We start from the raw sequence: 22,875 nt of genomic DNA on the forward strand, positions 1-22,875 counted from the left end.
CGAGTGATTTAGCGCCAAAGGCCGCTCAGGCCCCGGCGTGGCGGGCGCATCGGGGCGAACGACCTTGGCGCGAGATATTCCGTTTGGAACGGCAGGGCCTGCGATGGCTGAGGCGCCAACGCCATCAGGCGCGCGATACGATCCTCTGTCGCCGGATGCGTGCGCAACCAGGACGGTTCGGGATTCCCCCAGCCGGGCAACAACCAGGCTCGCCACGAGCGGCTCACCCGCTCGATCTTCGCCAGCGCCGAGGCGAGCCCGTGCGGATCTCCCGTCAGCTCTACTGCCATCCGGTCGGCATCGAACTCTCGCACACGTGACAGACCCAACTGTGCGAGCAGTGCCAGTTGCGGCGAAGCGGCCAACAACAGTAAGCCAATCCAGTTAATTTCTGCTGCACCAACCAGCAAGGCTGGCATGCTGATCAGGAGCGCGACCTGACCCAACAACGCCAGCAGGTTCGTGAGCCGGCTGATCGAATCGGCCAAGCCCATGACACGAAGATCTTCTTGAGCGATGTGCGCGACTTCATGCGCCAGCACGGCTTGCAGTTCGCGCATACTCAGGCTGCGGAGCAGGCCATCGGTGAGGGCAATGGAGGCAAGGCGCCTGGAGCCGGTGGCAAAGGCATTGACGATGTCGCTGGGCACATAGTACGGAACCGGCGTGTTCGGCAATCCTGCGCGAGCTGCGAGCGCTCGCAGCAACGACCAGATTGCGGGGGCTTCATCAGGGCGCAAGGGACGGGCGCCATACAGACGCAAGGTCATCGCGGAGGCGGCGACAGGTTCGATCAGCAGGGTCAATGCGCATGTTGCCAGTGCCAGCCAAAGGCCAATCTCGCCGAACAGCAGACTGCCAGCGGCAGCTGCGATCCCCAGCAGGGTCAAAACCAGCAGCGCGGTTTGAAAGCGATTGAGCCAGCGGTGCCTCGACCTGGCATCGTGTCGGCCGACTAGACCATAGGGGGTCATGCCTCCATTACTCGCTCTTGCGGTCATCGCGTTCACGCATGAGCCAATAGGTCAGACCCAAGGCCAGTATCGTTCCCGCCAGCGCAGCTACTTTGGCAGGATCAACGTCGGGTTCGAGAATGATGAACTTGCGGGCCAGTGCCAGGATCGCGATCAGAATGACGGTCTTGACCTGGATGATGCTTTCCTTGCGCAGAGCCCCTTTGACGATCGAATGCTTGAATTCCATGGCGATCAGCAGCGTCATGGTGGCACCGAACACCAGCTGGAAAACCTTATGATCCAGTGGATTCAGCGCATCCATGACGAGCAGTGTGAACACCAGCCGAATCAACTGAATCAGCGAAATCACAATTACCAACGCGATGACGCCCGAAAGCGTGATGGCAACGACCTGCTCGAAGCGCTCGTAAACCGTCATCAACCGCCACTGGGAGCGCATCTTGTCAAGGGCCGTGTGGCCAGATTCTTTATGCATAAGCGTTGCGCTCTCTCTTTCAATGAAACGTTAATGGAACGGGGAGTCCGAGAAGACGACTCGATTGCACCTGAATCATCGGGGCAATTGCGAAGCCACCCAGCGCATAATGTCCTGCGCGCCCGTGGCGCCCGCCTGACGTGCAACCTCATGTCCCCCTCGGAACAAAATCAGGGTTGGAATGCTGCGAATACCGAAGCGGTGGAACTTCTTGCCCTGCTCCTCTTTTTCCAGTTTGCGCTCGCCGCTGATGGTGAGCACACCGTTTTCCGCGCTGACGCGCACGGCATCCTTGGGGACCTCCGGCAGATCCAGCTTGAGGAGGAATGCGTTCTCATCCTCGCTGATGTCCGCCATTGGTGCCCAGTCCGCCGTGGTCATGGCTTCGTTGCCGGTACGGGCGCCCTGTCGCTGGGGTATTCGTCCGAACATCGTCGCCAGGCGGTTTTGCAATTCATCCAGTTCCCGGAAGGGGTCCCACGGAGTCAATGCAGACATATCGGTTCTCCTTGAACAATGCCGGCGAATTGGATGACGCACCGAACAGAGCCGCCGGCTTACTCTGAATGGCACCTACTACTCTACTACTGTTTTCAGTTCCGAACAAGTCCTTGAGTCAATTGACGGATATCGCTTTCGTCGAGCGTTTCCCGCGCCAGCAGTTCGCGCGCACAGCGCTCCAGCACCGCGCGGTTGGTGTCGAGGATCCGGTAGGCGCGCTCGAACACGCCCATCACGATGTCGCGGATGGCCTGATCGATGCGCGCCTGGGTCGATTCGGCCACCCGGCAGCCGCCTTGGGCCAGTTCCGGTGTATCGAGAAAGCGTGGCCGCTGCGCCTCGAAGGCGATGTAGCCCAGTCCTTCGTCCATGCCAAAGCGGGTGATCATGTCGCGGGCGATGTCGGTGGCCCGCGCGAGATCGTCTGAAGCCCCTGTGGACAGCTCGCCGAACACCAGCTTCTCAGCCGCGCGCCCTCCCAGCAGCACGGCAATCTTGTGCTCCAGGTCGGCACGTGTCATCAGAAATCGGTCTTCGGTGGGCCGCTGCAGGGTGTAGCCGAGTGCACCGATGCCACGCGGAACGATTGAAATCTTGTGTACCGGATCGGTGCCGGGCAGCGCCAGCGCCACCAGCGCATGGCCCATCTCGTGATAGGCCACGGTTTCCCGCTCCTTGGGATTGAGCACGCGGTTCTTCTTCTCCAAGCCCGCCACGATGCGCTCGATGGCGGCGGTGAAGTCCTGCAACTCCACGGCGGACGCTTTGCGCCGGGTCGCGGCCAGCGCGGCCTCGTTGACCAGGTTCGCGAGGTCTGCACCCGAAAAGCCCGTGGTCAGCGCAGCCACCTGTTCGAGATCGATATCCTGAGCCAGCGTCACCTTCTTGACGTGGACTTTCAGGATGTCCAGCCGTCCCTTCTTGTCGGGCCGGTCCACCAGCACCTGACGGTCGAAGCGACCGGCGCGCAGCAGCGCCTGGTCGAGGATTTCGGGGCGGTTGGTGGCGGCGAGGATGATCAGCCCGACCGAGCTGTCGAAGCCGTCCATCTCCGTGAGCAGCTGGTTGAGGGTCTGCTCGCGCTCGTCGTGGCCGCCGATGGGGCCGCCGACGCCGCGCGCGCGGCCCAGCGCATCGAGCTCGTCGATGAAGATGATGGCCGGCGCCTGCCCGCGGGCCTGCTCGAACAGGTCGCGCACGCGCGCTGCACCCACGCCGACGAACATCTCGACGAACTCCGAGCCTGAGATGGAAAAGAACGGTACCCCGGCCTCGCCCGCCACGGCCTTGGCCAGCAGGGTCTTGCCCGTGCCGGGCGGGCCAACCAGCAACACACCTTTCGGGATGCGCGCCCCGAGCCGTCCATACTCCTGCGGATTCTTGAGGAAATCGACGATCTCAACCAACTCCGCCTTGGCTTCATCGACGCCAGCGACATCGGCAAAGGTCACGCCAGTGTTCTTCTCCATGAATACCTTGGCACGGCTCTTGCCGATGCTCAGGAAGCCACCCATGCCCTGCTTCTCGGCGAAGCGGCGGAACAGGAAGAACCAGACGCCGAAGAAGGCCACCGCCGGCAGAATCCAGGAGAGCACATCACGTAGCCAGGTGCTTTCCACCACCCGCGCATAGGGCACGTCGTACTTGGACAGCCGCTCGGCCAGGTCGGGTTCGACACGGGTGGCCACGATGGTGGTCTTGCCCCGGCTGTCCGGCGAAATCAGGCGCCCGGTGACCGTGCGGTCCGACACCAGCACTTCGGCGACGCGCCCCTCGGCCAGCGCCTTCTCGAATTCGCTGTAGGGCACGGGCTCGACGGTCTTGGCCGCCTGCCAGTAGTTCTGCAGCGTCAGCAGCAACAGGCCGGCGACGATCCAGTAGCCAATGTTCCATTGATCTTTCTTTTCCATGGGCAATGTTCCTCGCAAGTCGTGTCGCTAGAGAATGGGGGTGAACAGACGGGCCACCCCGTCGCGCAAGCGGATGGCCAGCGGGCGGGCGCGCAACGCCTTCGCCGATATCTCGCCCGACGCATCACGAGCGGCATCAAAAAGGGATTCCAGCCGCGTAGACAGCGCGGTGTCGTACACCTCTCCACATTGAACTCGAAGTTGAGGCGCAGGCTGCGCGCATCCCAATTGGCCGAACCCAGGCAGCACCACTGGCCGTCTATCAGCATCAGCTTGCTGTGGTCGAACGGGCCAGGCCGTTCGAAGATGCGTACACCGTGCTCCAGCACCTGCCAGTAGTGGGCGCGCGCGGCCCATTGCACCGTGGGATGGTCGCCGTTTGCGGGCGTCAGCACCTCGACGCGCACGCCGCGCAACGCGGCCGTGCTCAGCGCCGCGATCATCGGCTGATCGGGCACGAAGTAAGGTGTCCAGATGCGCACCGAATGCTTCGCCGCGCTCAAAGCGCCCATGAAGGTCCAGCGCATCCTGTCCAGGGCCTCATCGGGACCGGCCTCGATGCCGCGCGCCCAAGAGGTTCCTTGCTCATCAGCCGTTGCGGGCGGTTCGCCCCAGAAACCCTTGCTGAGCCGCTCGCCCGTGGTATCGCACCAATCATCGGTGAAGCACCGCATCAGATGCGCAACCACCGGCCCGCGCAGACGAAAGTGCAAATCGTGACAGGCCTGCTCCGGCGCATCGGGCCGCCAATACGGGCTGAAGATGTTCATGCCGCCGGTGAAACCCGTCTCGCCATCGATCACCAGCAGCTTGCGGTGATTGCGCAGATGCGCGGCATGCAGGCGCGCGGGAATCAACGTCGGGTTGAACGTCGCCGCCGGAACGCCGGCGCGTTGCAAGGCGCGGTAGGCGCTGCGGGGCCTCCAGCGGGCATAGACGTCGTCGATCAGCACCCGCACTTGCACGCCGCGCTCATGAGCCCGGCGCAGCGCATCGACGAACTGCGCCCCGATGCCTTGGCTGTCGAAGATGTACGAAGCCAGCGCGACGCTGTGCCGCGCCGACTCGATGGCAGCGAGCATGGCCGGGTAGGCCTGCTCGCCATCGACGAGCGGCTCGATGCGGTTGCCGCTGGTCAGCGACTGGCCGGTGGCACGTCCCACCAGGTGCGCCAGGCCGGCAAACGGCGCCGATACGGCCTGGGGCATCGTAGGCGCGAGGTCCTGCCGAACAGCAGGATCTGCCCCCGGAAACAGCCGCCGCGCCCGCCGCTGGTAACGGTTGATGCCGAACAGCCCATACAGCAGCGAACCGCCCAGCGGCAACAGCGCGATCAGCAGCACCCACAGCGTGGCCGATCGAGGGTCACGCTTGTAGATGACCGCGTGCCCCGCTGTGGGGATAGCGACCGCCAGCGACACGAGGGTGGCTGCCCATGTCAGCCCGTTGGGGTCGGACACGACAGCCTCCCCATGACTCAAGATTCGCCGCCCGCTGACTTCTTCTTGCGCGCAGGCTTGCTCGCGTCGCTCGGCGGCGTCTCGGCCACGTTCGCGGCATCGGGCTTCTCAGGCTCGGCCGGCTTCGCGGGTGGCTCCTGGCGCTCGAAGACCACCCGTTCGGCCTTGTCGTCCCAGCGGGCGCTGGCGTGATCGGCCTTGCCGATACCGCCACCCAGCATCTCGCGCGCCAGAGCAGTTTCCAGCTCGCTGCGGATCAGCCGCTTGAGCTCACGCGCGCCGAACTCGGGCTTGTAGCCTTCCTCCGCGAAGTGATCGATCAAGGTCTGATCGAAGGTCAGCGTCACGCCCTGGCTGGCGGCGTTGCGGGCCACACGATCGAGCTGCAGGCCGACGATATGGCGGATCTCCTCCTTGCCCAGCGCATGGAAGACGATGATCTCGTCGATGCGGTTGAGGAACTCGGGGCGGAAGTGTCCGCGCAGCACGTCCATCACCTCGCCCTTGGTCTTCTCGTATTCCTCGCCGGCGGCGCCACGGGCCTTCAGCCGACGCTGGATGATGTCCGAGCCCAAGTTCGAGGTGGCGATGATGATGGTATTGGTGAAATCCACCACCCGGCCCTTGCCGTCGGTGAGCCGCCCGTCGTCGAACACCTGCAGCAGGATGTTGTAGACGTCGGGGTGAGCCTTCTCGATCTCGTCCAGCAGCAACACGCTGTAGGGTTTGCGCCGCACCTTCTCGGTGAGCTGGCCACCCTCGTCGTAGCCGACGTAACCCGGAGGCGCCCCCACCAGGCGTGCCACGGTATGGCGTTCCCCGTACTCGGACATGTCGATGCGCAGCAGCGCACCTTCATCGCCATAGATGGACTCGGCCAGCGCCTTGGCGAGCTCGGTCTTGCCCACGCCGGTCGGCCCGAGGAACAGAAAAGTCGCCACCGGCTTGCTGCCTTCGCGCAGGCCCGCGCGCGACAACCGCACGGCATCGGCCACCGCGCGCACTGCTTCGTCCTGGCCCACCAGGCGCTCGTGCAGCCGCTGCTCCAGATGCAGCAGCTTCTCGCGTTCTTCCACCGTCAGCTCGTTGACCGGAATGCCGGTCAGGCGCGAGACGATCTGCGCGACATGCTCGGCCTTGACTTCGGCGCTGCCCGAGGCGCGCTCGCGTTCCCATTCCTCGACGAGCTTCTTGAGTTCAGTCTCCTTGGCCTCGATGCGCTTGCCCAGCTCGGCGGCCTTGTCGTACTGCTTGCGCGAGGCCACATAGTCCTGCTCACGCCGCAGCTGGTGCAGTTCGGACTCCAGCTCTTGCACCGCCACCGGGCGGGCCGTGGCCGACAGCTTCACGCGTGCGGCCGCCTGGTCGAGCAGGTCGATGGCCTTGTCAGGCAAAAAGCGCGCGGTGATGTAGCGGTCCGACAACTCGGCGGCGGCGATGATCGCATCCTCGGTGATGCTGACCTTGTGGTGCGCCTCGAAGGTGTCGCGCAGGCCGCGCAGGATCATCATGGTCTGCGCTATCGTCGGCTCGGGCACCATCACCGGCTGGAAGCGACGCTCCAGCGCGGCGTCCTTCTCGATGTACTTCTGATACTCGTTGAGCGTGGTAGCGCCGATCAGGTTCAGTTCGCCGCGCGCCATCATCGGCTTGAACACGTTGGCCACGTCCAGCCCGCCTTCGCCGCCACCCTGGCCTGCACCGACGATGGTGTGCACCTCGTCGATGAAGAGAATCAGCTCGCCCTGGTGCTCGGTCACTTCCTTGAGCACCTTCTGCACGCGCTCCTCGAACTCGCCGCGGTACTTGGCGCCTGCCACCATGGCGTTGATGTTGAGTTCGACCAGACGCTTGTCGCGCAGCGTCTCGGGCACTTCGCCGGCGACCATGCGCTGCGCCAGCCCTTCGACGATGGCGGTCTTGCCGACGCCGGGCTCGCCGATCAGCACCGGGTTGTTCTTCTTGCGCCGGGCCAGCACTTCGATGGTCGTCTCGATCTCCTGCGCGCGGCCGATGACCGGATCGAGCTTGCCCTCGCGCGCCATCTTGGTGAGGTGGCGCGAATACTTGTCGAGTTCCGGCGTGTTGGTCGGCGTCTCGGCGCGGCCATCCTCGGCCCCTTTGCCGACCACCTTGCTTACCTGCTGGCGCAGCGCTTGCGGCGTGAGGCCGTAACGGCGCAGCAGGTTGGCCGCCAAACCTTCGCCTTCCTCGGCGAGCCCGATCAGGAAATGCTCCGGCCCGACATAAGAGTGGCCGAGTTCGTTGGAGGCCACGAAAGCACGGCTGAGCGCGTCCTTGACCCGGGGCGACACGCCGATCTCGCCCTCGAACGGCTTATCGCCGCGCTTGGCTTCGGATTCGATCTGGCGCTTGAGGTCATCGACCTTGATCTTGAACTGCCCCAGGATGGTCTTGACCACGTCGCTGTCGGATAGCGCCAGCAGCAGGTGTTCGGTATCGACTTCGGCGCGCCCGAACTCTGCAGCGTGTCGGGCGGCCTCCTGCAATAGGGCCTCGGACTGTTCGCTGATACGGCTGGCGAGCCCACTGCCGCGACGGCGCGCGGTGCCCGTACCGGCCGGGGCGGGTTCGCCGAACGAGGCATCGACGACCTCGTCGGTATCGGCCGCCATGGACGGTGCGTCGTCACCGATGCGGAAGAAGTCGCTGCCAAGGAAGTCTTCGAACAGCCCGCTGCGCGAGCCGAACAAGGCTTCCAGCGGTGAGACGGTGCGCTTTTGCTGGCGCACCAGTTGGCGATAGTGATCGTCACACAACAGCATGGTGCTGTGGCGACCATTGAGATTGGCTTCCACCCGCACCGTGGCGGGCTGGCCGCAGACTTGGCATTGTTTTCTGGCCATGCTGATGCTCCTGTAAAGATTGATCTGACGAGGCACCGCCGATCACGGTGCCTCATCTCTTTGTGGTTTTTGAGAAAAACGCGCTGCCCCGCGTCAGCCGTTGATCGGGATCGAGCGCCCCTGCTTGGGCGTACTGGCCTCGCGCTTTTCCATCGTGATCGTGAGCACGCCGTTCTTGAAAGCGGCCTTGATCGTGTCCTGGTTGGCATCGGCCGGCAGGTTCAGAGCGCGCTGAAAGCTGCCGTAGGAGCGCTCCACCCGGTGGAAACCGCCGTCTTTCGTTTCCTGCTCCTGACGCTTTTCACCGCGCACCAGCAGCACGTCGTTGTCGAGCGTGATCTGGATGTCTTTTTCCTCGACGCCGGGCACTTCCAGGGCGATCTTGTACTGCTTGTCGGTCTCCTGGATGTCCAGCGCCGGTTTCAGCAGGCCCGGCCACTCCGACGGCCAGCGTGGCATGGCCAGCGTCGGGAAACCGAAGCCTCGAAACGCGTCGTCGAACAGGCGATCGATCTCGCGATGCAATTGCAGGATGGGACTGACGGGCCCACCCGCCACCGGCAGGTCATTGCGCTGCACCGGCAGCGAGGCAGTGCTCTGTTGTTCTTCCTGCTCCTTTTTGAACCAGTTCCAGGGAGCCAATTTCTTGAAATCAATGTCCATGTCATACCTCCAGAAATCAATTGAAGACTCACTCAATCCGTTTGCCTGCGGCTATGGATAGCGCGCCCAGGCAACACGGGATGTTTCGCTGACTTCGGCTGCTCATCTGTGCGTATCACCTCCTTCTTTCTGCCTGCTTGGATCTGATCATTGATCCATTGATCGATTTCACTTTGACGAAACCGCCACGTCCCGCCGACCTTGAAGGCTGGAATTTCCCCGTGCGCGGCGAGCCGGTAAAGCGTCCGCTTGCCGACCTTTACTTTAAGTAGGTAGCCAACTCGTCGAGTGTGAAGATCGCCTGCTGGCGCGCTGTCATACCACCCCCACAAGTTCCGTCGTCACGCGGCCTCGCTCGAGGAAATTCTTGCAAGACTTTGCAAAAGATATTACACCTAACATGCCGAAAGTCAAGAGTCAACATCCAGCGACCTGCTGGCCGATTGATGTGACTCAAATCTTCAAGGACGGTATGCCAGGGCGGGCCGGTCCGGCGCAGGGGACGGTGGGTTGATCGGGACCTTGCGGGCGCCGCCCACGGCCGCAGATCAAACACCGATCCTCACGTTGTAACCGAGCGCCCGCAGCCCCTTGCTCGTCCGCATGTTCCTTGGTGGAAACTCGTCTGGGCGCGCCCAGCCGACAATTTCCCCGAGGCTGCTCAGACCAATGTGTGGAATTGCCCAGTCGTCGCTGCGGATCGCGTTCCAGAGCCGGGCTGAAACACTTCCGTTGCCCCAGACGACGTAGTTCAACAGCTCAAGCACCGTCCGCCCTTCGCGAGATCGCTGCCGCCAGAGCCACTCGCCGAACTTTTCCACCTTGTCGTCGCCGGCCTGCGGTCGGTCGGGCAAGCCTAAGTGCTCGTTTTCCTGCTTGATGGCGTGGTCTCGGATCGCGTGCACCCGGGAAACGGCATCCACGAACTCCTGCTCGGTCAATTTGAGAATGCGATCGCGTGCCAGCAGCTCACGCAGCCGGGGCGACCACTCGTAAATGGTGCGTTCTTCAAACGAGTGGTCGAAGTCGGCGTCATGCCACCACTCCAGCGCGTCGCGCAGCGCCAGCTCAGGGTTCTTCGAGTTCCTGTCGAAGAACTCCTCGTAAGGATGACGGTTTCCATCCTTGACCTGCTTGTAGTAATAGGCGTGCAGGAACTGATCCGCTTGAACGCCGGGGGCCACCGACGCATCAATCCAGCCCGGTTTGGCGCCGGGCGCCGAAACCCTGGATGCGATCGATCGCATCACCTGCAGCGTGTCGTTCCAATCCTGCTCGAACTTCTGGAAGCGCTTCTCAGACGATCGCTTCGTGTCGACAAACACCAGACCGTGGTTCTTCGGCAGCAAGCGGTCCTTGTCGAACTGCTGCTCAAGTCCGTATTCGCGCTTCGACAACTCAGACCGCCGGTCCGCCAAGCGCAGCTGCTCCTGGTAGATCTCCTTGGTCAGAGGCCGGGCACGGTCATCCACTTCCTCAAAGAAGCGCTGCAGCTCACGCTCCATACCCGTTTCGACGAGTTCGTCGTGGGGCAGAAAGGTGCCCGCTTCGATGTTCGATATCCAGGCCCGGTCAGACAGGTTGGCAGACCCGATGTAGGCACCGGCATCCACCCACCAGATGATCTTGGCGTGCAGGATGTCGGGCACGAGCTTGCAGTCGTAGTTCGGGCTGGCCTTATCCAGAAACCACTTCAAAACGGCGGGATCGACAGCCACCGTGTGGTCGTAGCGGCCAAAGAACTCCAGGGGCTTCAGGTGCTGCGCGCAGGCCTCGAACAACTTCATGTTGTCGCGGCTGGCGTAAGCGACGGCCGCGCGAACGCGCGTGCAGGATTCAATCACCTCGCCCAGCAGGTTTTGTAGCAGTTGTTTGTTGAGCGGGCCGGCGATGAAGCGCATTGCAGCAGATCCTTTTGTTATTGCATCGTCATCGGGCATGACCGCTCGGTTTGCGGGAGAGCCGCTCAACGGATGCGCCATCTGCATCGCCTATCTGGCGTTGCTCGATCGTGCGCCAACCCGGGACATGTGCACTCATCAGCGCCTTGAACATCCTCCCGTGGTTCGCGTAACGCAGATGAAGCAGTTCATGAACGATGACGTAATCCTGGAAAGGCTCATCCTGGTCGAGCAAGTCAGTGGCCAAGGTGACGGTTCCCGCCGATGAACAGGAACCCCACTTCCTGCGCATCTCCTGCACCCGAACCACGCGGGGATTCACCTTCAACTTGACCGCCCAGGCCAGTGCGCGGCGTCGCAAGTCCTGCGCCGGGTACAGGGACGATTTCATTCGCCACCCTCCGTGAGCAGCAAACGCACAACGAGATCGACGACCCGTGCCCGCTCGTCCTGCGCCAGCGCGAGGAGGGGCTTGTAGAGCGACGCACGGAGCCGTCGCTGCTCGTCGGCGTTGACCGAGGCATTCGGGAAACGCCCGAGCAACTCTTCGGCATCCTTGGCCAGTGTCATGGGGTCGATGCCCGCTGCCTTGACGGCCGCATCCTCACGCAGTACCCAGGCGACTGCAAAGGCACGAGCAGACAGGCCGCTGTCGCGCGCCGCCTTCATGGCCGCTTCCTTCTCGGCAGCCAACGCCGCCAGTTGGTCCATCGCCGCCAGACCGGTCGTCTTGCGCTCTTCCAGATCCTTCAGGATGCGCTCGGCACGATCTTTCAGCGGTTGCAGCACCGGGGCCGCAGCGGGGTCTTCGTCGATCTCGTGCTGCAACCCGCGCACGAGGTTGAACACCTTGCCTTCATCGGAGCCCTTTTCGCTGCGTAGTGCGTTGAGTGTGGCCACGTCGAAGGTAACGCTCTTGGTGAGCCGACCCAGGCCGTGCTGCTCGGCGCTTTCCTCGATCAGGCGGCGCGTCTTGTAGGCCAGATCGGCCACGAAACCGACCTTCTCGGCGTACGCGTTGCGCACGGCAGCGTAGAGCTGGGAAAGCTGCTTGTAGGTTGCGATGTGGTCACGCAGTGCCGGGTCTGGCGAGAGGATCTCCCACAGCGCCTCGACCTCCTTGTAGCTCTCGAAGAAGGTCTTACGCGCCTCGGGCGTCAGGAAGCGTCCGAACACCAGGCGCTCCAGCCGCTCGTCGGGGGTGCCGCCGGCGTCTGACTCCAGGTAGTCCTTCTTGGCCTGCTCGATGCGTTGCAGGAAGTCCTGCAGCAGCACGTCGAGGTCCTCAATCACGCCGCTGACGTCGCTGGAATCGAACTGCAGCGCCTTTTTTAGCTCGCGCAGCACACCGACAAAGTCGACCACCAAGCCGACGCGCTTCTGCACACCGTTCGCGTCTACATAAGGCCGGTTCACCCGTGCAATCGACTGCAGCAGGACATGGTCGCGCATCGGCTTGTCGAGGTACAAGCAGTAAAGCGGCGGCGCGTCGTAGCCCGTGAGTAGCTTGTCAGTGACGATCAGGATCTTCGGGTTCTCGGTGGGCTTCTTGAACAGCAAGCGCACCTGCTCTTCGGCGTCGTCTGAGAGCTGCAACTCGGCCACCAGCGGCCGATCCACCACATCGGCGGAGTTCTCGGTGTAGACCGGCGCGCTCCACTCGGGTGGCAGATGCTTGTCCAGCGCCTTCTTGTACTTGGCACAGGCCTCGCGGTTCACCGCCACCACGAAGGCCTTGTAGCCCAAGGGCAGCACGTTCTCCTTGAAGTGCTCGGCGATGAAGGCCGAAACCTTCTCGATCCGGTCGTCGGCCGTGAGGAAGGTGCGCAGGCCGACCGCGCGGTCGAGCACCTTGTTCAGTTCCTCGACATCGGTCACGCCCTCGCTCTCGGCCAGCGCGAAGAACTCCTTGTCCAGCCGTTCGGCCGGCACCGTCATCTCGCTCGGCGCCATCACGTGCTTGATGGGCAGCGTGGTCTCGTCGGCGATGCTCTCGGCGATGGAGTACTTGTCCAGGTAGCCCAGCTCATCCTGCGTGCCGAAGATCTTGAAGGTGCCTTCGCCCTGCGAAGTGCGCGCGATGGGCGTACCGGTGAAACCGATGATCGTGGCCTTTGGCACGGCGGCCATCAGGTAGGTGCCGAGATCCTTGGCCACCGACCGGTGCGCCTCGTCGATGAACACGTAAACGTTGTCGCGCAGGCAGCTGTCTTTGCGGATAGCCTCGAACTTGTGGATCATCGAGATGATCAGGCCACGGAAGTCGGCATCCAGCAGGGACTGCAGTTTGGCCTTGTTGTTGGCCCTCTCGACCGCGATGTCCTGCTGCTGCATCTCGCCCAGCAGGCGCTCCACCCAGCCTTTCAACTGGCCTTCCAGTTCGGTGCGGTCCACCACCAGGATCACGGTCGCATTGGCGTAACGCGCCTTGTCCTCAAGGATCTGACGCGCCGCCGTCAGCAGCGTGAAGGTCTTGCCCGATCCCTGGGTGTGCCACACCAAGCCGCGTGTCTTGGCCGGGTCGGCGCAGCGGTCCAGGATGGCGTCGATGGCGCGCCGCTGGTGCTGGCGCAGCACAGACTTGCGTGTCTCGCCATCCTGCACGTAGAACAAGATCCAGTGCTGCAGCGTGCGCAGGAAGTCGGTCGGCTCGAAGAAGGCTTGCACCGCAAAGCGGTAGGTTTCCTCCGGCGCCTGTTTCCAGCGCGCCATGTCGCGCCGGTTGGCGTTCCAGGTCACGCCGTACCAGTAATCGAGCAGGTGCGTCACGTTGAACAGCTGGGTCGTCGCCAGCAGCTCCGGCGTTTCCAGCTCGTAGCGGCGCAATTGCTTGATCGCGCGTTCGATGGCGTCGCCGTCCTTCGGGTTCTTGTGCTCGACGATCACCACCGGCACGCCATTGACGACAAACATCACGTCGGCCCGGTTGCCTTTGCGCGCGGGCGGCTTGATCTTCCACTCCCAGGTCACATGGAAGACGTTGTCCGCGACGTGCTCGAAGTCGATCACCGTCACTGGTCGATGGCGCTTCTCGGCCTCGTCGTACCACTGGCGTTCGCCGCGCAGCCAGGCCAGCAGCTCGCGATTGCCCTCGATGGTGGCCGGCAGCGCGTCCAGGGTTTCCACCACCGAGCGCACCGCGTCGGCGGACATCCAGGGGTTGAACGCAGCGAGCTTGGCTTCCAGAACGTCGCGGAAGAAGGTGCCCGCCTCGCCGCCGCGCTTGGTGCGTGCGTCCTCCGGCGTGATCGACGTCCAGCCGATCTCCACCGCGTGCTTGACCATCGGGAACTGCACCGTGCCGGCTTCGCTGATCTTGAGTGTGCTCATGCCGTGGCCTCCTCATGTTGCGTCGAGGCCATGGACAGCGCTGACAGATCCAGATCCGACACGGCGATCTCGCCGGTCATCAGCTTGTGAAGCAGAGACTCAAAGAGTTCCTCCAGCACTTCGCGCTTCTTCCGGTGCAGGTCAACTTTGCTGTCGATGGCATCGAGGATTACTGCGATCTCTCGTTGTTCTTGCAGCGAAGGTTTCACGATGAGCAAGTCCCGCAGGTATCCAAGATTCAAATGCGAAACGTGGCCCAAAGAACCCATGCCTCGCAGCCGTTCGTAGCAACTCATCAAGTAATGCCACAGAAATGCGGAATCTATATCGCTTGACGGTTGAATTGCCGCAGCGTTCTGAGTTGTTGCTGCCGGGATTTCCAGCAGGGACACTTGGCCCCTTGTCTTTCCTTGGCCATACATCGCCATCAGCAAAGTACCGACCGGGAAAATCTTCAAGCTGTAGTCGTCAATCGCCTGCTGCGACACAAAAGTATTGGCAGCACTGATCCGGTTGTTGACCACGTCAGCAGTTTTGATGAACGGAACTTCACCGTCGTAGTAGTGCTTCTCTTTCGTCGATGGTGTTGTTCCCGTGCTGAGTGCGCAGACTTCACCAAGCCGGACTACAGACCAGCTTTCTGGTACGAAGCAAAGTTCGGTCTCCTTCTGAGCTTCACCACGCAGGCCTCGCGTAAAAAGCTCGCTCATACAAGCACGCCTGAGTTCCTCTGCTGTTTTTTCCGCTACGCGCTCGGTATTTATGCCAAGCCGACACTTGTCGAGAACATCTGCAATGCGGGCCTGCTCCTTGGAAGGAGGAAGGGCGACCTGAATCTGGTCAATCTTGGATTGATTGAGCGTGTTGCCCTTTATCTGACGGTCTTGATGATCGGTGTAATCAACCTGCGAGAGGAAATAGCCCAAGTAACGCTGATCTACGCCTTCCCGTGGAAAAATCGAGATAATGGCTTCGTTGTGACATGCAGGAATGCCGAGCGTCGCCACTCGCCCAATGGTCAGCTTGAAGCTCATGATGAGCGTGCCCGCAGGGACAATGCGTTCACGGAACACATTCTCAAACGCAAGTGCGGAGACAGACTCAGCCGTCTCGGTGATGATGCCGTATTGCTCCATGTCGGAAATTGCCACCCATGGCACCTGACGCTCACCTTTTGCCCAATACGCGGGGTTTGCCCGCGCGGGCGTGCGGCCCGTCGTATAACTGGCTACCTGACTGAAAGGTTCCACAGTCCAGCCTTCCGGTAGCTCATTCATTTGCGCACCCCAGAAAGCAGTTGATAGAGCACCTTGTTCACTTCGGATGCTTTCGCATCTAGCTCAGCCAATTCAGCAATTAGATGCGACATGTCCCGATGCGAAGCATCGTCGCTTTGCCCTGCCCAACGGCTCGGACTCAGGTTGTAATCCGCCTCCTGAGCTTGCTGTTTTGTGATGACAGCCACCTCACCCTCGACCGGCTCGCATTTGAGGTACATCGCGGCGAGCGGCCGGATGTCTTCCTCGGGCAGGTAGTTCTTCGGCTTGCCCTTTTGGAAGTGGCGGCTGGCGTTGAGCAGGACGATCTTGCCTTTGCGAGTGGCAGGCTTGCGCTTGTTCAGCACCACGATCACGCCCGCCGCCGTGGTGTTGTAGAAGAGGTTTTCGGGCAGCAGGATCACGCCGTCGATCAAGTCCTGATCGACAAACCACTTGCGGATGTTGCGCTCCTTGTCCTCGTTCTTGGAGCCTGAGCCGCGCGTCACCGCGCCGGTGTCGAGCACCACGGCGGCACGACCGTGGTCATCCAGGCATGCCAGCGTGTGCTGCAGCCACGCCCAGTCCCCCTTGCCGGTGGTGATGCCGCCCGCCGTGCGGAAACGGTCGAACGGATCGTTGGCGAACAGATCGGCCGCAAACGGCTGATTCCACATCGGGTTGGCCACCACGATGTCGTGCCCGCGAATCTTGCCGCTGGCCTCGCGGAATTTCGGGTTGATCATGGTGTCGCCCCGAGCCAGCTCCACCTCCATGTCGTGGATGATGGCGTTCATCTGCGCCACGGCGTAACTCTCGGCCTGTAGCTCCTGGCCCGAAAGCTTGAGCGGCACGCGGCTGGTGGGGTCGAGTTCGCGGGCAACGAGCTGGAGCTTGATCAGCAGCCCCGCCGAGCCGCAGGCGTAGTCGTGGCAGGTCTCACCGGGCTTGGGCCGCAGGATGTGCGCCATCAAGAAGCCGACCTCAGTCGGCGTGAAGAACTCGCCCGCACTCTGACCGGAGCCTTCGGCGAACTTGCGCAGCAGGTATTCGTAGGCGCGGCCAAGGAAGTCGGGCTGCACGTCGGCGAGGCCAAGGCGGTAACGCGGGTCAGAGAAGGTTTCGACCACGCCGCGCAGCTTGGCCGGGTTGATGTCGCGCTCGCCATTGCGCTCGGCGGCGAAGTCCACCACGTCGATCACGCCGGAGAGCGTCGGGTTCTGCTTGACCACGGCGCGCACGGCCTTGGTCAGGTGCTCGCCGATGTCCCGGGGTGCGGTCGGGCGACCACGGTCATCGAGCGGCCAGTCGAATGACTCCCGCCCGCTGATCACCGCCCAACGGGCCTCCGGGGGAAGGTAGAAGCGCAGCAGCGAGTGGTCTGACTCGGCAATCTCCAGGGCGGTGGCGCGGTCGCCATACTCCTCGGCCAGCCGCTCGATCTCGTCGTCAAAGACGTCGGACAGCCGCTTAAGGAAGAGCAGCGGCAGCAGGTAATCCTTGAACTTGGCCGCATCCTTTTCGCCCCGGATCGAGCAGGCGGCGTCCCAGAGCATCTGTTCCATCGGCTTGGTGGTGGGCGCAGCCGCCACCCGCCCGGTGCGACGCCGGGTCACCTGGGCAGCCGCTTCAGCAGGCGGGGGGCTTTCAGCACCCTCGACCCCGGCCTCTCGCGCCAGCGCGAGGATGGTCTCCTGCGCGGCACGCTGCGGCTTATTACCGCCGCCCTCCCATCGGTTGACCGTGGCAAAGGAGACGCCCAGGCGCTCGGCGAGCTGCTCCTGAGTCAGATTGAGGGCCGCGCGGATGGCGCGGAGTATCGCTGGAAAATCGTTTTGTTTTGTCATGTTTGCTATGTTTGTTATATTCTACTTGCTTGTCAAGCAGAATTTGGCGATGGGGTACCCCACCGCCTCCGGAAGAGGAGTGCAGGCATGAGCGGGAACCGATGGGACACGGCTGGCGTGCCGCACAAGGGGTGGACGTGCGTTGACGTCGTCGACTTGCGGGCTGATGGCGGTCCGGCAGACGAAACCGATTACGCCACCTGCCAGATGTGCGGCAACGAGAAGATCCGCTACGTCCACATCATGGAGCATCCGGGTCTGGACGAGAACTTCGAAGTCGGGTGTGTCTGCGCCGAGAAGATGAGCGACGACTACGAGGGACCGAGGCGCCGCGAGGCAAGGCTGCGTAACCGGGCGGCGCGCCGGACCCGCTGGCTGCAGCGCAAGTGGCGGGTCTCCGCCAAGGGGAACAGCTTCCTCAACCTCGAAGGCTACAACCTGGTGGTCTATCCGACGAAGACGAAGCGCTGGGGCTTCAAGATCGGGGACCGATTCGGTCCGAGGACATACCCGACAGCCAACGAAGCCAAGCTGGCGCTGTTCGATGACTTCTGGGCGGCGACCCAGGATGATGACCGACTGTGGTCATCTGACTGATCTGCGGACGCGGGTTCAATTCCGCAAACGGGAATCGAACTGGCGTCCTGCACGATGCACTTGTCTGGTGACCCCGGCCGGGCAGAACTGGTAGGATTGTTGGCAGTTGGGGCTGGATTCCGCACCTTTCCGCAGGAGTTCGCAGCGGTTCTAAGGCGCTGAGTTACACAGGTTTGGCGCAGGGTTCCACCCCACCGAAACTCCGCAACTGTTCGATCCTGTTCGCAGGAACCCGCAGGAGTTCGAAATAGTCCGCACGGCCTCACGGTAAGCTGTTGATTTTGAACAACCCGCTTGATCAGTCCGCGCTTGCGGACTGCGGACTTCCAATGAGCCGGAAATCTGGCTCACCCAGACGGCTCTCGGTACCGACACGTTGCAAACAATCGGTACTTCTCGATAACTACCCGACGAATCGGAACATCTCAGCTAGCCCTGATGTTGCCCCTGCTTGCTGACGCAGCTTGGTAGTTCTGGCTGCAATATTGCCCCCCCAATCGCTGTGGAAGGTAGCTCCATGGGCAAGTGCAATCGAGGGGGGACGCTGCGTAGGGCCGCGTGCCCCCATCCTGCAGCGTGACCTGATTGGGTCAAGGCCGGGTTGTCATGCAGGCAGTTTGGCTGCAAGCAGTTCGACCTTCTCGATATTGGGCGGAGAACTGAGCAAGGTCGCGGCGTTGGCCATCAAGGCCGCGGCGATCTGGCCGTTCAGATGTGCTTGGCGACCTGCCTCATCGGCAAAGGCATCGAACACACCGAACGTCGAAGGGCCAAACTTCAATGCGAACCAGGCAGTGGTGCCGGACTCGGCGTTGGCGAGCGGCAGTGCGCTGGCCAGGAAGTCGGCTAGCGCAGCCTCCTGGCCGGGTTTGGCTTCGAGGCGAACAAACAGGGCGAGCTTGGTCATACTGTAATCCTTTGGGTAAATGGGAAAGTGGGTGAAGGGATCGACGAGACTGCAGTCTAAGTCTTCATGACAGCCATCTCTATAGACAATAATGACAACATTGATATCATTGTTGCCATGAAACTCCACCTCCTTGTTTGTGATGGCGTGTTTGATCTGGGGCTTGCGGCGCTCACCGACACAGTGGGCTTGGCCAATGCGATGTCGGGCTCGCTGCCACAGGCTCCCGCGCCCATCGAGATCACGCTGGTGGGCGTGCGGCGTCGCATCCGAACTGCGCAAGGCTTGACGGTCCCCGTGGTCACTGCGCGTGGTGTGCCGGAACCAGACGTCGTGCTCGTGCCCGCGTTTGGTGAAAAGATGCCTGACACGCTCTCGGCTCGGCTCACACGCCCCGACGTGCCCGATGCGGTCGCCGTGCTACAGCAGTGGTCCACCGCTGGCGCGCACCTTGGTGCCGCCTGCTCCGGTAGTTTCTTGCTTGCAGAGAGTGGCCTGCTTGATGGGCATCGTGCGACGACGTCATGGTGGCTGGGGCCGATGTTTCGGCAGCGCTATCCGAACGTCACGCTGGACGAGTCACGCATGATCGTGAACTCGACACACTTCACTACCGCGGGTACCGCTTTGGCCCACGTCGACTTGGCCTTGCGCATCATCCGGGGGCGCAGTCCGGCGCTGGCGGCCTTAGTAGCACGCTATCTGCTGGTCGAGGCACGCAGTTCGCAAGCCGAGTTCGTGATTCCCGACCACCTTGCGCATGCCGACCCGATGGTGGAGCGCTTCGAGTGCTGGGCCAGAAGTCGGCTCGCGAAGGGGTTCTCGCTGGCCGAGGCGGCGAGCGCCGCGGGCACAAGCGAGCGCACCTTGGCGCGGCGGCTGCAAAGCGTTTTGGGTAAGACACCGCTGTCGTATTTCCAGGACCTGCGCGTGGAACATGCCGTCCATCTCTTGCGCACCGGAAACGCGAGCGTCGACCAGGTCGCCGCGCAGGTCGGGTACTCGGATGGGGTGACCCTGCGGGCCCTGTTGCGCCGCAAGCTGGGCCGGGGTGTCAGGGAGTTGCGACGCGGTGGATGACCAGAGGCGTTTGGTGTATGTACAGCTGGAGACCGCCGGGAAACTGACGCAGGCCAAACGGCGCATTTGGACCTGACAAAACTACTGCCCGCAACGGCACGCAAGCTCCAGTTTGACCCCGGACACCGTTTTGCTGGCAACGCCGTGGTTGAGCAAATCAATACCTTGATTGAACAACGCTGTGCCCTGACGATTCGACGGTTCACCGACCCCGCCGCCGACAATGACGCAGCCGACGAAACCTCGGTCTGAACCGTCATGCGGACGCGGGTTCGATTCCGGGTTTGGGATTTGAACTGGCACTGGAACGCAGACGGGTTTGATGCCCGCTCCCGGCGACCAGCCCAGCTAGAAAACCCGCTTGCAGGTCTACAATCGGGCAGGCTTTTGGATGGGGTTCGCACTGGTTCGCGGCAGCCCGCAGCGCTTCGATTGCGTACTTTCAATAGTCGTTTGGTGCGGGATTCCACCCCACCAGCAGAAACCAAGTAAACAGGAGGCGACCATGCCAAAGAAACCAGGATCACATCATGTCGTGCCCAACGCCGACGGCGGCTGGGACGTCAAGAAAGATGGCGCGACCCGTAGCAGCGGCCACTTCGATAAGAAGCAGGAAGCCGTCGATGCCGGGCGCAAGATCAGCCAGAACCAAGGCACCGAGTTCTACATCCATGGCAAGGACGGGAAGATCCAGAACAAGGACAGCCACGGGAACGATCCGTATCCGCCAAAAGGTTGATGCTCAGGCCAATTCGATTCCCGTTTTGGGAACCGAACCGGCGTCCGAAAACCGGATTCGAAGTTGTTGCTGAGAAGCGCCAGGTATCCGGTTTTATTGCAAACCCGTCACCCTCGTCCGGTGCCGGGAAATCAGGGGAGAAATTCGTTTCTCTGGTCGGGTTGTCGGGAAGTGGTTATGCAAGATGACTTCGGCGTTTATTATCAAGTAGTTACGAGGAGCGCGGGCTTCGAGACTGTTTTGCGGTAGGTCGTCGTTCCCTCCGATTCTGCCGGTCTGAGAGCTAACGCAAATCGGACTCACCTCGAAACCGCAAAAATTATTCACCCCGATTTCCCGCGTTTCCGACCTCCCGCCGACACCGCCTCACACAGAAATCCCGATTTTACAATGGGTTGAGCGTCAAGCGCAGTTCAAGACGAGTTTGAGAGATTTTTCGGTGGAACGGAGAAAACGCACGTCCGAAAGCGACCCCGAAAAGGAAACGGGGTTGAAACGGTACTTCCCGACCCCGGAGAATGCCCATTCCAGGCAACAACGGCCCGAAAGCCTTTGATACCAGGGGCTTTCCGGCAACCGAAAAATCGGAGCCGTGGTTGTAACTTTTTTTCGCTTTAGCAGATGCGTTGCAACGTCGAACGCTCGTCTGAGGAAATCGAAGTGGCCGTTCAGGAAATCCGCTTGATTTTTCCTTCCCGGTTCTTTATTTTAGGATGTGCAGTGAAAATAAAATAAAGATGAGCCTTATTTTAGGTTCGAGGCAGGCAGGATGAAGCGAGAACTCCAAGGCAGATACGTGACCATATCGACGGTGGGTGAGAAGGCCCAGGCCTTCGTGCCCGCGCCGCTGCCGCCGCGTCCGCCCATCGACTGGACGCCGGAGTTGCGCAGCAAGTTCGACCAGGCGCTGCTGGCCCTCGGGCGACTGGACAGCGTCTCGACCCTGCTGCCGGACACCTCGCTGTTCCTCTACATGTACGTCCGTAAGGAAGCGGTACTCTCCTCCATGATCGAGGGGACGCAGTCGTCGCTCTCCGACCTGTTGTTGTTCGAGCTGGATCAGGAACCCGGCGTGCCGCTGGATGACGTGCGGGAGGTCAGCAACTATGTTGCCGCCCTCGACCATGGTCTGCGCCTGCTGGAGGAAGGGCTGCCGCTGTCGCTGCGGCTGTTCCGCGAGATTCACGGCGTGCTGCTGACCAAGGGGCGGGGCAGCAACCAGACCCCGGGCGAATTCCGGCGCAGCCAGAACTGGATCGGCGGCACTCGGCCAGGCAACGCGGCCTTCGTTCCCCCTCCGGCCGAAGAGGTACTGGAGTGCATGAGCAAGCTGGAGCTCTTCCTCCATGACCAGCCCGAGCCGACCCCGGTGCTGCTCAAGGCGGCGCTGGCCCATGTGCAGTTCGAGACGATTCACCCGTTTCTGGACGGTAATGGTCGTTTAGGGCGTCTGCTGATCGCACTGCTGTTGTGCGAGCAGAAGGTGCTGCGGGAACCGATGCTCTACCTCAGCCTCTACTTCAAGACGCACCGTCAGTATTACTACGAGCTGCTCAACAAAGTGCGTGTGACCGGCGACTGGGAAGCCTGGCTCGATTTCTTCGCCGAGGCGGTCATCGTCACCGCCACCCAGGCGGTGGAAACGGCGCAGCAGCTCCTCGACCTGTCGAACCAGGATCGCGACAAGATCAGCGGCCTGGGACGGGCGGCGGCATCCACCCTGCAGGTCCACCGGGCGCTGATGGAGCATCCCATCGCCACCTCGGGCTCGCTGGTGGAGAAGACCGGCATCACTCCAGCCACCGTCAACAAGGCGCTCGGCCACCTGGAGCAGCTCGGCATCGTCAAGGAGCTGACCGCCCAGAAACGCAACCGCCTGTTCAGCTATGCGGGCTATATCGAGATCATGAGTCGCGGCACGGAACTGCCGGGCAGGTAGGCCAGTTCGATTCCGGTTTTCGGAATCGAATCAGATTCGTTGGGAGATTGTTCCTGGTATCCGCTCGCGTTGCAAACCCAGCATCCTCGTCCGGAGCTTGGAAATCGGGAGAGAAAAGTTGCTTCCCCGGCGGGAACTTGGGGTGTGATTCGGCTTCCCATATGAAGCCCTTTGTTTTCAATGTGTTACGGGGTTGATTGGGGCCGGAGGCTGAGTTGCGGTCGAGAGCTGTTTGCTCCACCATTTAGAAAAGACAAACCCGTCTCTCTGGGGTCATTCTCCGGGGTGACGGGCTCTCTTTTTCCCCTTGTTTCTAAAGTGTTTTCGCCCGTTTCACATCTTTCCAAAGCACCTCCACGCACCATCGATTCTCCCCATCCTCCCGCCTTTCTTTCTCTGTTTGGCCTCTGATTCTCTGTTTTCTCC

At 61.9% G+C, this 22,875-nt stretch carries 19 protein-coding genes; 5 read left to right on the top strand and 14 right to left on the bottom strand.

The window, feature by feature from the left end; translation table 11 throughout:
- Positions 1-8 precede the first annotated feature (8 nt).
- The 13 genes from DSAT_RS07425 to DSAT_RS07480 all read right to left on the bottom strand — a co-directional run bounded on the left by DSAT_RS07425 (position 9) and on the right by DSAT_RS07480 (position 17,187).
- On the bottom strand, positions 9-974 hold the full coding sequence (locus DSAT_RS07425; RefSeq protein WP_020886757.1) for a zinc metalloprotease HtpX: 966 nt from the start codon (positions 972-974) through the stop codon (positions 9-11).
- A gap of 7 nt (positions 975-981) precedes the next feature.
- Positions 982-1,452 carry a phosphate-starvation-inducible PsiE family protein gene (locus tag DSAT_RS07430; RefSeq protein WP_020886758.1) on the bottom strand — a complete coding sequence of 157 codons (471 nt, stop codon included), beginning with the start codon at positions 1,450-1,452 and terminating at the stop codon, positions 982-984.
- Positions 1,453-1,527: 75 nt separating this feature from the next.
- Complete coding sequence (locus tag DSAT_RS07435; protein WP_020886759.1) at positions 1,528-1,950, bottom strand: Hsp20 family protein; 423 nt, start codon at positions 1,948-1,950, stop codon at positions 1,528-1,530.
- Positions 1,951-2,045: 95 nt separating this feature from the next.
- The gene (gene ftsH, locus DSAT_RS07440) at positions 2,046-3,863 is read right to left on the bottom strand and encodes an ATP-dependent zinc metalloprotease FtsH (protein WP_020886760.1); all 1,818 of its coding nucleotides are present in this window, start codon (positions 3,861-3,863) and stop codon (positions 2,046-2,048) included.
- Positions 3,803-5,323: a phospholipase D-like domain-containing protein gene (locus tag DSAT_RS07445; RefSeq protein WP_020886761.1), complete on the bottom strand. Its 1,521-nt coding sequence runs from the start codon at positions 5,321-5,323 to the stop codon at positions 3,803-3,805. The genes ftsH and DSAT_RS07445 overlap by 61 nt, the downstream gene beginning before the upstream one ends.
- Positions 5,324-5,340: 17 nt before the next feature.
- Positions 5,341-8,190, bottom strand: a complete 2,850-nt coding sequence (gene clpK / locus DSAT_RS07450) for a heat shock survival AAA family ATPase ClpK (protein ID WP_020886762.1) — start codon at positions 8,188-8,190, stop codon at positions 5,341-5,343.
- Between the two features lie 93 nt (positions 8,191-8,283).
- On the bottom strand, positions 8,284-8,853 hold the full coding sequence (locus DSAT_RS07455; RefSeq protein WP_008906266.1) for an Hsp20/alpha crystallin family protein: 570 nt from the start codon (positions 8,851-8,853) through the stop codon (positions 8,284-8,286).
- Positions 8,854-8,885: 32 nt separating this feature from the next.
- Positions 8,886-9,185 (bottom strand): helix-turn-helix domain-containing protein, encoded by a 300-nt coding sequence (locus DSAT_RS15135; protein WP_268870163.1) that lies wholly within the window; start codon positions 9,183-9,185, stop codon positions 8,886-8,888.
- A 216-nt stretch (positions 9,186-9,401) separates the two neighbouring features.
- On the bottom strand, positions 9,402-10,754 hold the full coding sequence (locus DSAT_RS15965; protein ID WP_020886763.1) for an anti-phage END nuclease: 1,353 nt from the start codon (positions 10,752-10,754) through the stop codon (positions 9,402-9,404).
- Between the two features lie 28 nt (positions 10,755-10,782).
- On the bottom strand, positions 10,783-11,145 hold the full coding sequence (locus DSAT_RS07465) for a M48 metallopeptidase family protein (RefSeq protein WP_011479396.1): 363 nt from the start codon (positions 11,143-11,145) through the stop codon (positions 10,783-10,785).
- Positions 11,142-14,084, bottom strand: coding sequence for a type I restriction endonuclease subunit R (locus DSAT_RS07470; protein WP_020886764.1), 2,943 nt, complete (start codon positions 14,082-14,084; stop codon positions 11,142-11,144). Before DSAT_RS07470 ends, DSAT_RS07465 begins: the two co-directional genes overlap by 4 nt.
- A complete protein-coding gene (locus tag DSAT_RS07475; protein WP_020886765.1) occupies positions 14,081-15,361 on the bottom strand; it encodes a restriction endonuclease subunit S in 1,281 nt (426 codons plus the stop codon). The genes DSAT_RS07470 and DSAT_RS07475 overlap by 4 nt, the downstream gene beginning before the upstream one ends.
- Positions 15,358-17,187 carry an N-6 DNA methylase gene (locus tag DSAT_RS07480; protein WP_020886766.1) on the bottom strand — a complete coding sequence of 610 codons (1,830 nt, stop codon included), beginning with the start codon at positions 17,185-17,187 and terminating at the stop codon, positions 15,358-15,360. Before DSAT_RS07480 ends, DSAT_RS07475 begins: the two co-directional genes overlap by 4 nt.
- Before the next feature lie 87 nt (positions 17,188-17,274).
- Between DSAT_RS07480 and DSAT_RS07485 the strand changes: the two genes are divergently transcribed.
- Entirely contained in the window at positions 17,275-17,784 is a 510-nt protein-coding gene (locus DSAT_RS07485; RefSeq protein WP_020886767.1) for a hypothetical protein, read from the top strand.
- Between the two features lie 604 nt (positions 17,785-18,388).
- On the opposite strand, the gene DSAT_RS07490 is transcribed toward DSAT_RS07485, so the two are convergent.
- On the bottom strand, positions 18,389-18,691 hold the full coding sequence (locus tag DSAT_RS07490) for a putative quinol monooxygenase (protein ID WP_007182542.1): 303 nt from the start codon (positions 18,689-18,691) through the stop codon (positions 18,389-18,391).
- Positions 18,692-19,462: 771 nt separating this feature from the next.
- Between DSAT_RS07490 and DSAT_RS15955 the strand changes: the two genes are divergently transcribed.
- The 4 genes from DSAT_RS15955 to DSAT_RS07505 all read left to right on the top strand — a co-directional run bounded on the left by DSAT_RS15955 (position 19,463) and on the right by DSAT_RS07505 (position 22,449).
- Complete coding sequence (locus DSAT_RS15955; protein ID WP_371935787.1) at positions 19,463-19,771, top strand: helix-turn-helix domain-containing protein; 309 nt, start codon at positions 19,463-19,465, stop codon at positions 19,769-19,771.
- A 66-nt stretch (positions 19,772-19,837) separates the two neighbouring features.
- Positions 19,838-20,023 (top strand): hypothetical protein, encoded by a 186-nt coding sequence (locus DSAT_RS15145; protein WP_201764133.1) that lies wholly within the window; start codon positions 19,838-19,840, stop codon positions 20,021-20,023.
- A 253-nt stretch (positions 20,024-20,276) separates the two neighbouring features.
- Positions 20,277-20,510, top strand: a complete 234-nt coding sequence (locus tag DSAT_RS07500) for a DUF2188 domain-containing protein (RefSeq protein WP_015721203.1) — start codon at positions 20,277-20,279, stop codon at positions 20,508-20,510.
- A 769-nt stretch (positions 20,511-21,279) separates the two neighbouring features.
- Positions 21,280-22,449 carry a Fic family protein gene (locus DSAT_RS07505; protein ID WP_020886769.1) on the top strand — a complete coding sequence of 390 codons (1,170 nt, stop codon included), beginning with the start codon at positions 21,280-21,282 and terminating at the stop codon, positions 22,447-22,449.
- Positions 22,450-22,875: the final 426 nt, after the last annotated feature.

The sequence above is a fragment of the Alkalidesulfovibrio alkalitolerans DSM 16529 genome (assembly GCF_000422245.1).
Taxonomy (GTDB): Bacteria; Desulfobacterota; Desulfovibrionia; order Desulfovibrionales; family Desulfovibrionaceae; genus Alkalidesulfovibrio; species Alkalidesulfovibrio alkalitolerans.

Bases quoted from the DNA above. Each gene is read 5' to 3' on its own strand.
- DSAT_RS07455 (WP_008906266.1), bottom strand. From the start codon at position 8,853: ATGGACATTGATTTCAAGAAATTGGCTCCCTGGAACTGGTTCAAAAAG.
- DSAT_RS07485 (WP_020886767.1), top strand. From the start codon at position 17,275: ATGAGCGGGAACCGATGGGACACGGCTGGCGTGCCGCACAAGGGGTGG.
- clpK (WP_020886762.1), bottom strand. From the start codon at position 8,190: ATGGCCAGAAAACAATGCCAAGTCTGCGGCCAGCCCGCCACGGTGCGG.
- DSAT_RS07490 (WP_007182542.1), bottom strand. From the start codon at position 18,691: ATGACCAAGCTCGCCCTGTTTGTTCGCCTCGAAGCCAAACCCGGCCAG.
- DSAT_RS07435 (WP_020886759.1), bottom strand. From the start codon at position 1,950: ATGTCTGCATTGACTCCGTGGGACCCCTTCCGGGAACTGGATGAATTG.
- DSAT_RS07475 (WP_020886765.1), bottom strand. From the start codon at position 15,361: ATGAATGAGCTACCGGAAGGCTGGACTGTGGAACCTTTCAGTCAGGTA.
- ftsH (WP_020886760.1), bottom strand. From the start codon at position 3,863: ATGGAAAAGAAAGATCAATGGAACATTGGCTACTGGATCGTCGCCGGC.
- DSAT_RS07430 (WP_020886758.1), bottom strand. From the start codon at position 1,452: ATGCATAAAGAATCTGGCCACACGGCCCTTGACAAGATGCGCTCCCAG.
- DSAT_RS07480 (WP_020886766.1), bottom strand. From the start codon at position 17,187: ATGACAAAACAAAACGATTTTCCAGCGATACTCCGCGCCATCCGCGCG.
- DSAT_RS15965 (WP_020886763.1), bottom strand. From the start codon at position 10,754: ATGCGCTTCATCGCCGGCCCGCTCAACAAACAACTGCTACAAAACCTG.
- DSAT_RS07500 (WP_015721203.1), top strand. From the start codon at position 20,277: ATGCCAAAGAAACCAGGATCACATCATGTCGTGCCCAACGCCGACGGC.
- DSAT_RS07465 (WP_011479396.1), bottom strand. From the start codon at position 11,145: ATGAAATCGTCCCTGTACCCGGCGCAGGACTTGCGACGCCGCGCACTG.
- DSAT_RS07470 (WP_020886764.1), bottom strand. From the start codon at position 14,084: ATGAGCACACTCAAGATCAGCGAAGCCGGCACGGTGCAGTTCCCGATG.
- DSAT_RS07425 (WP_020886757.1), bottom strand. From the start codon at position 974: ATGACCCCCTATGGTCTAGTCGGCCGACACGATGCCAGGTCGAGGCAC.
- DSAT_RS15955 (WP_371935787.1), top strand. From the start codon at position 19,463: ATGGTGGAGCGCTTCGAGTGCTGGGCCAGAAGTCGGCTCGCGAAGGGG.
- DSAT_RS07505 (WP_020886769.1), top strand. From the start codon at position 21,280: ATGAAGCGAGAACTCCAAGGCAGATACGTGACCATATCGACGGTGGGT.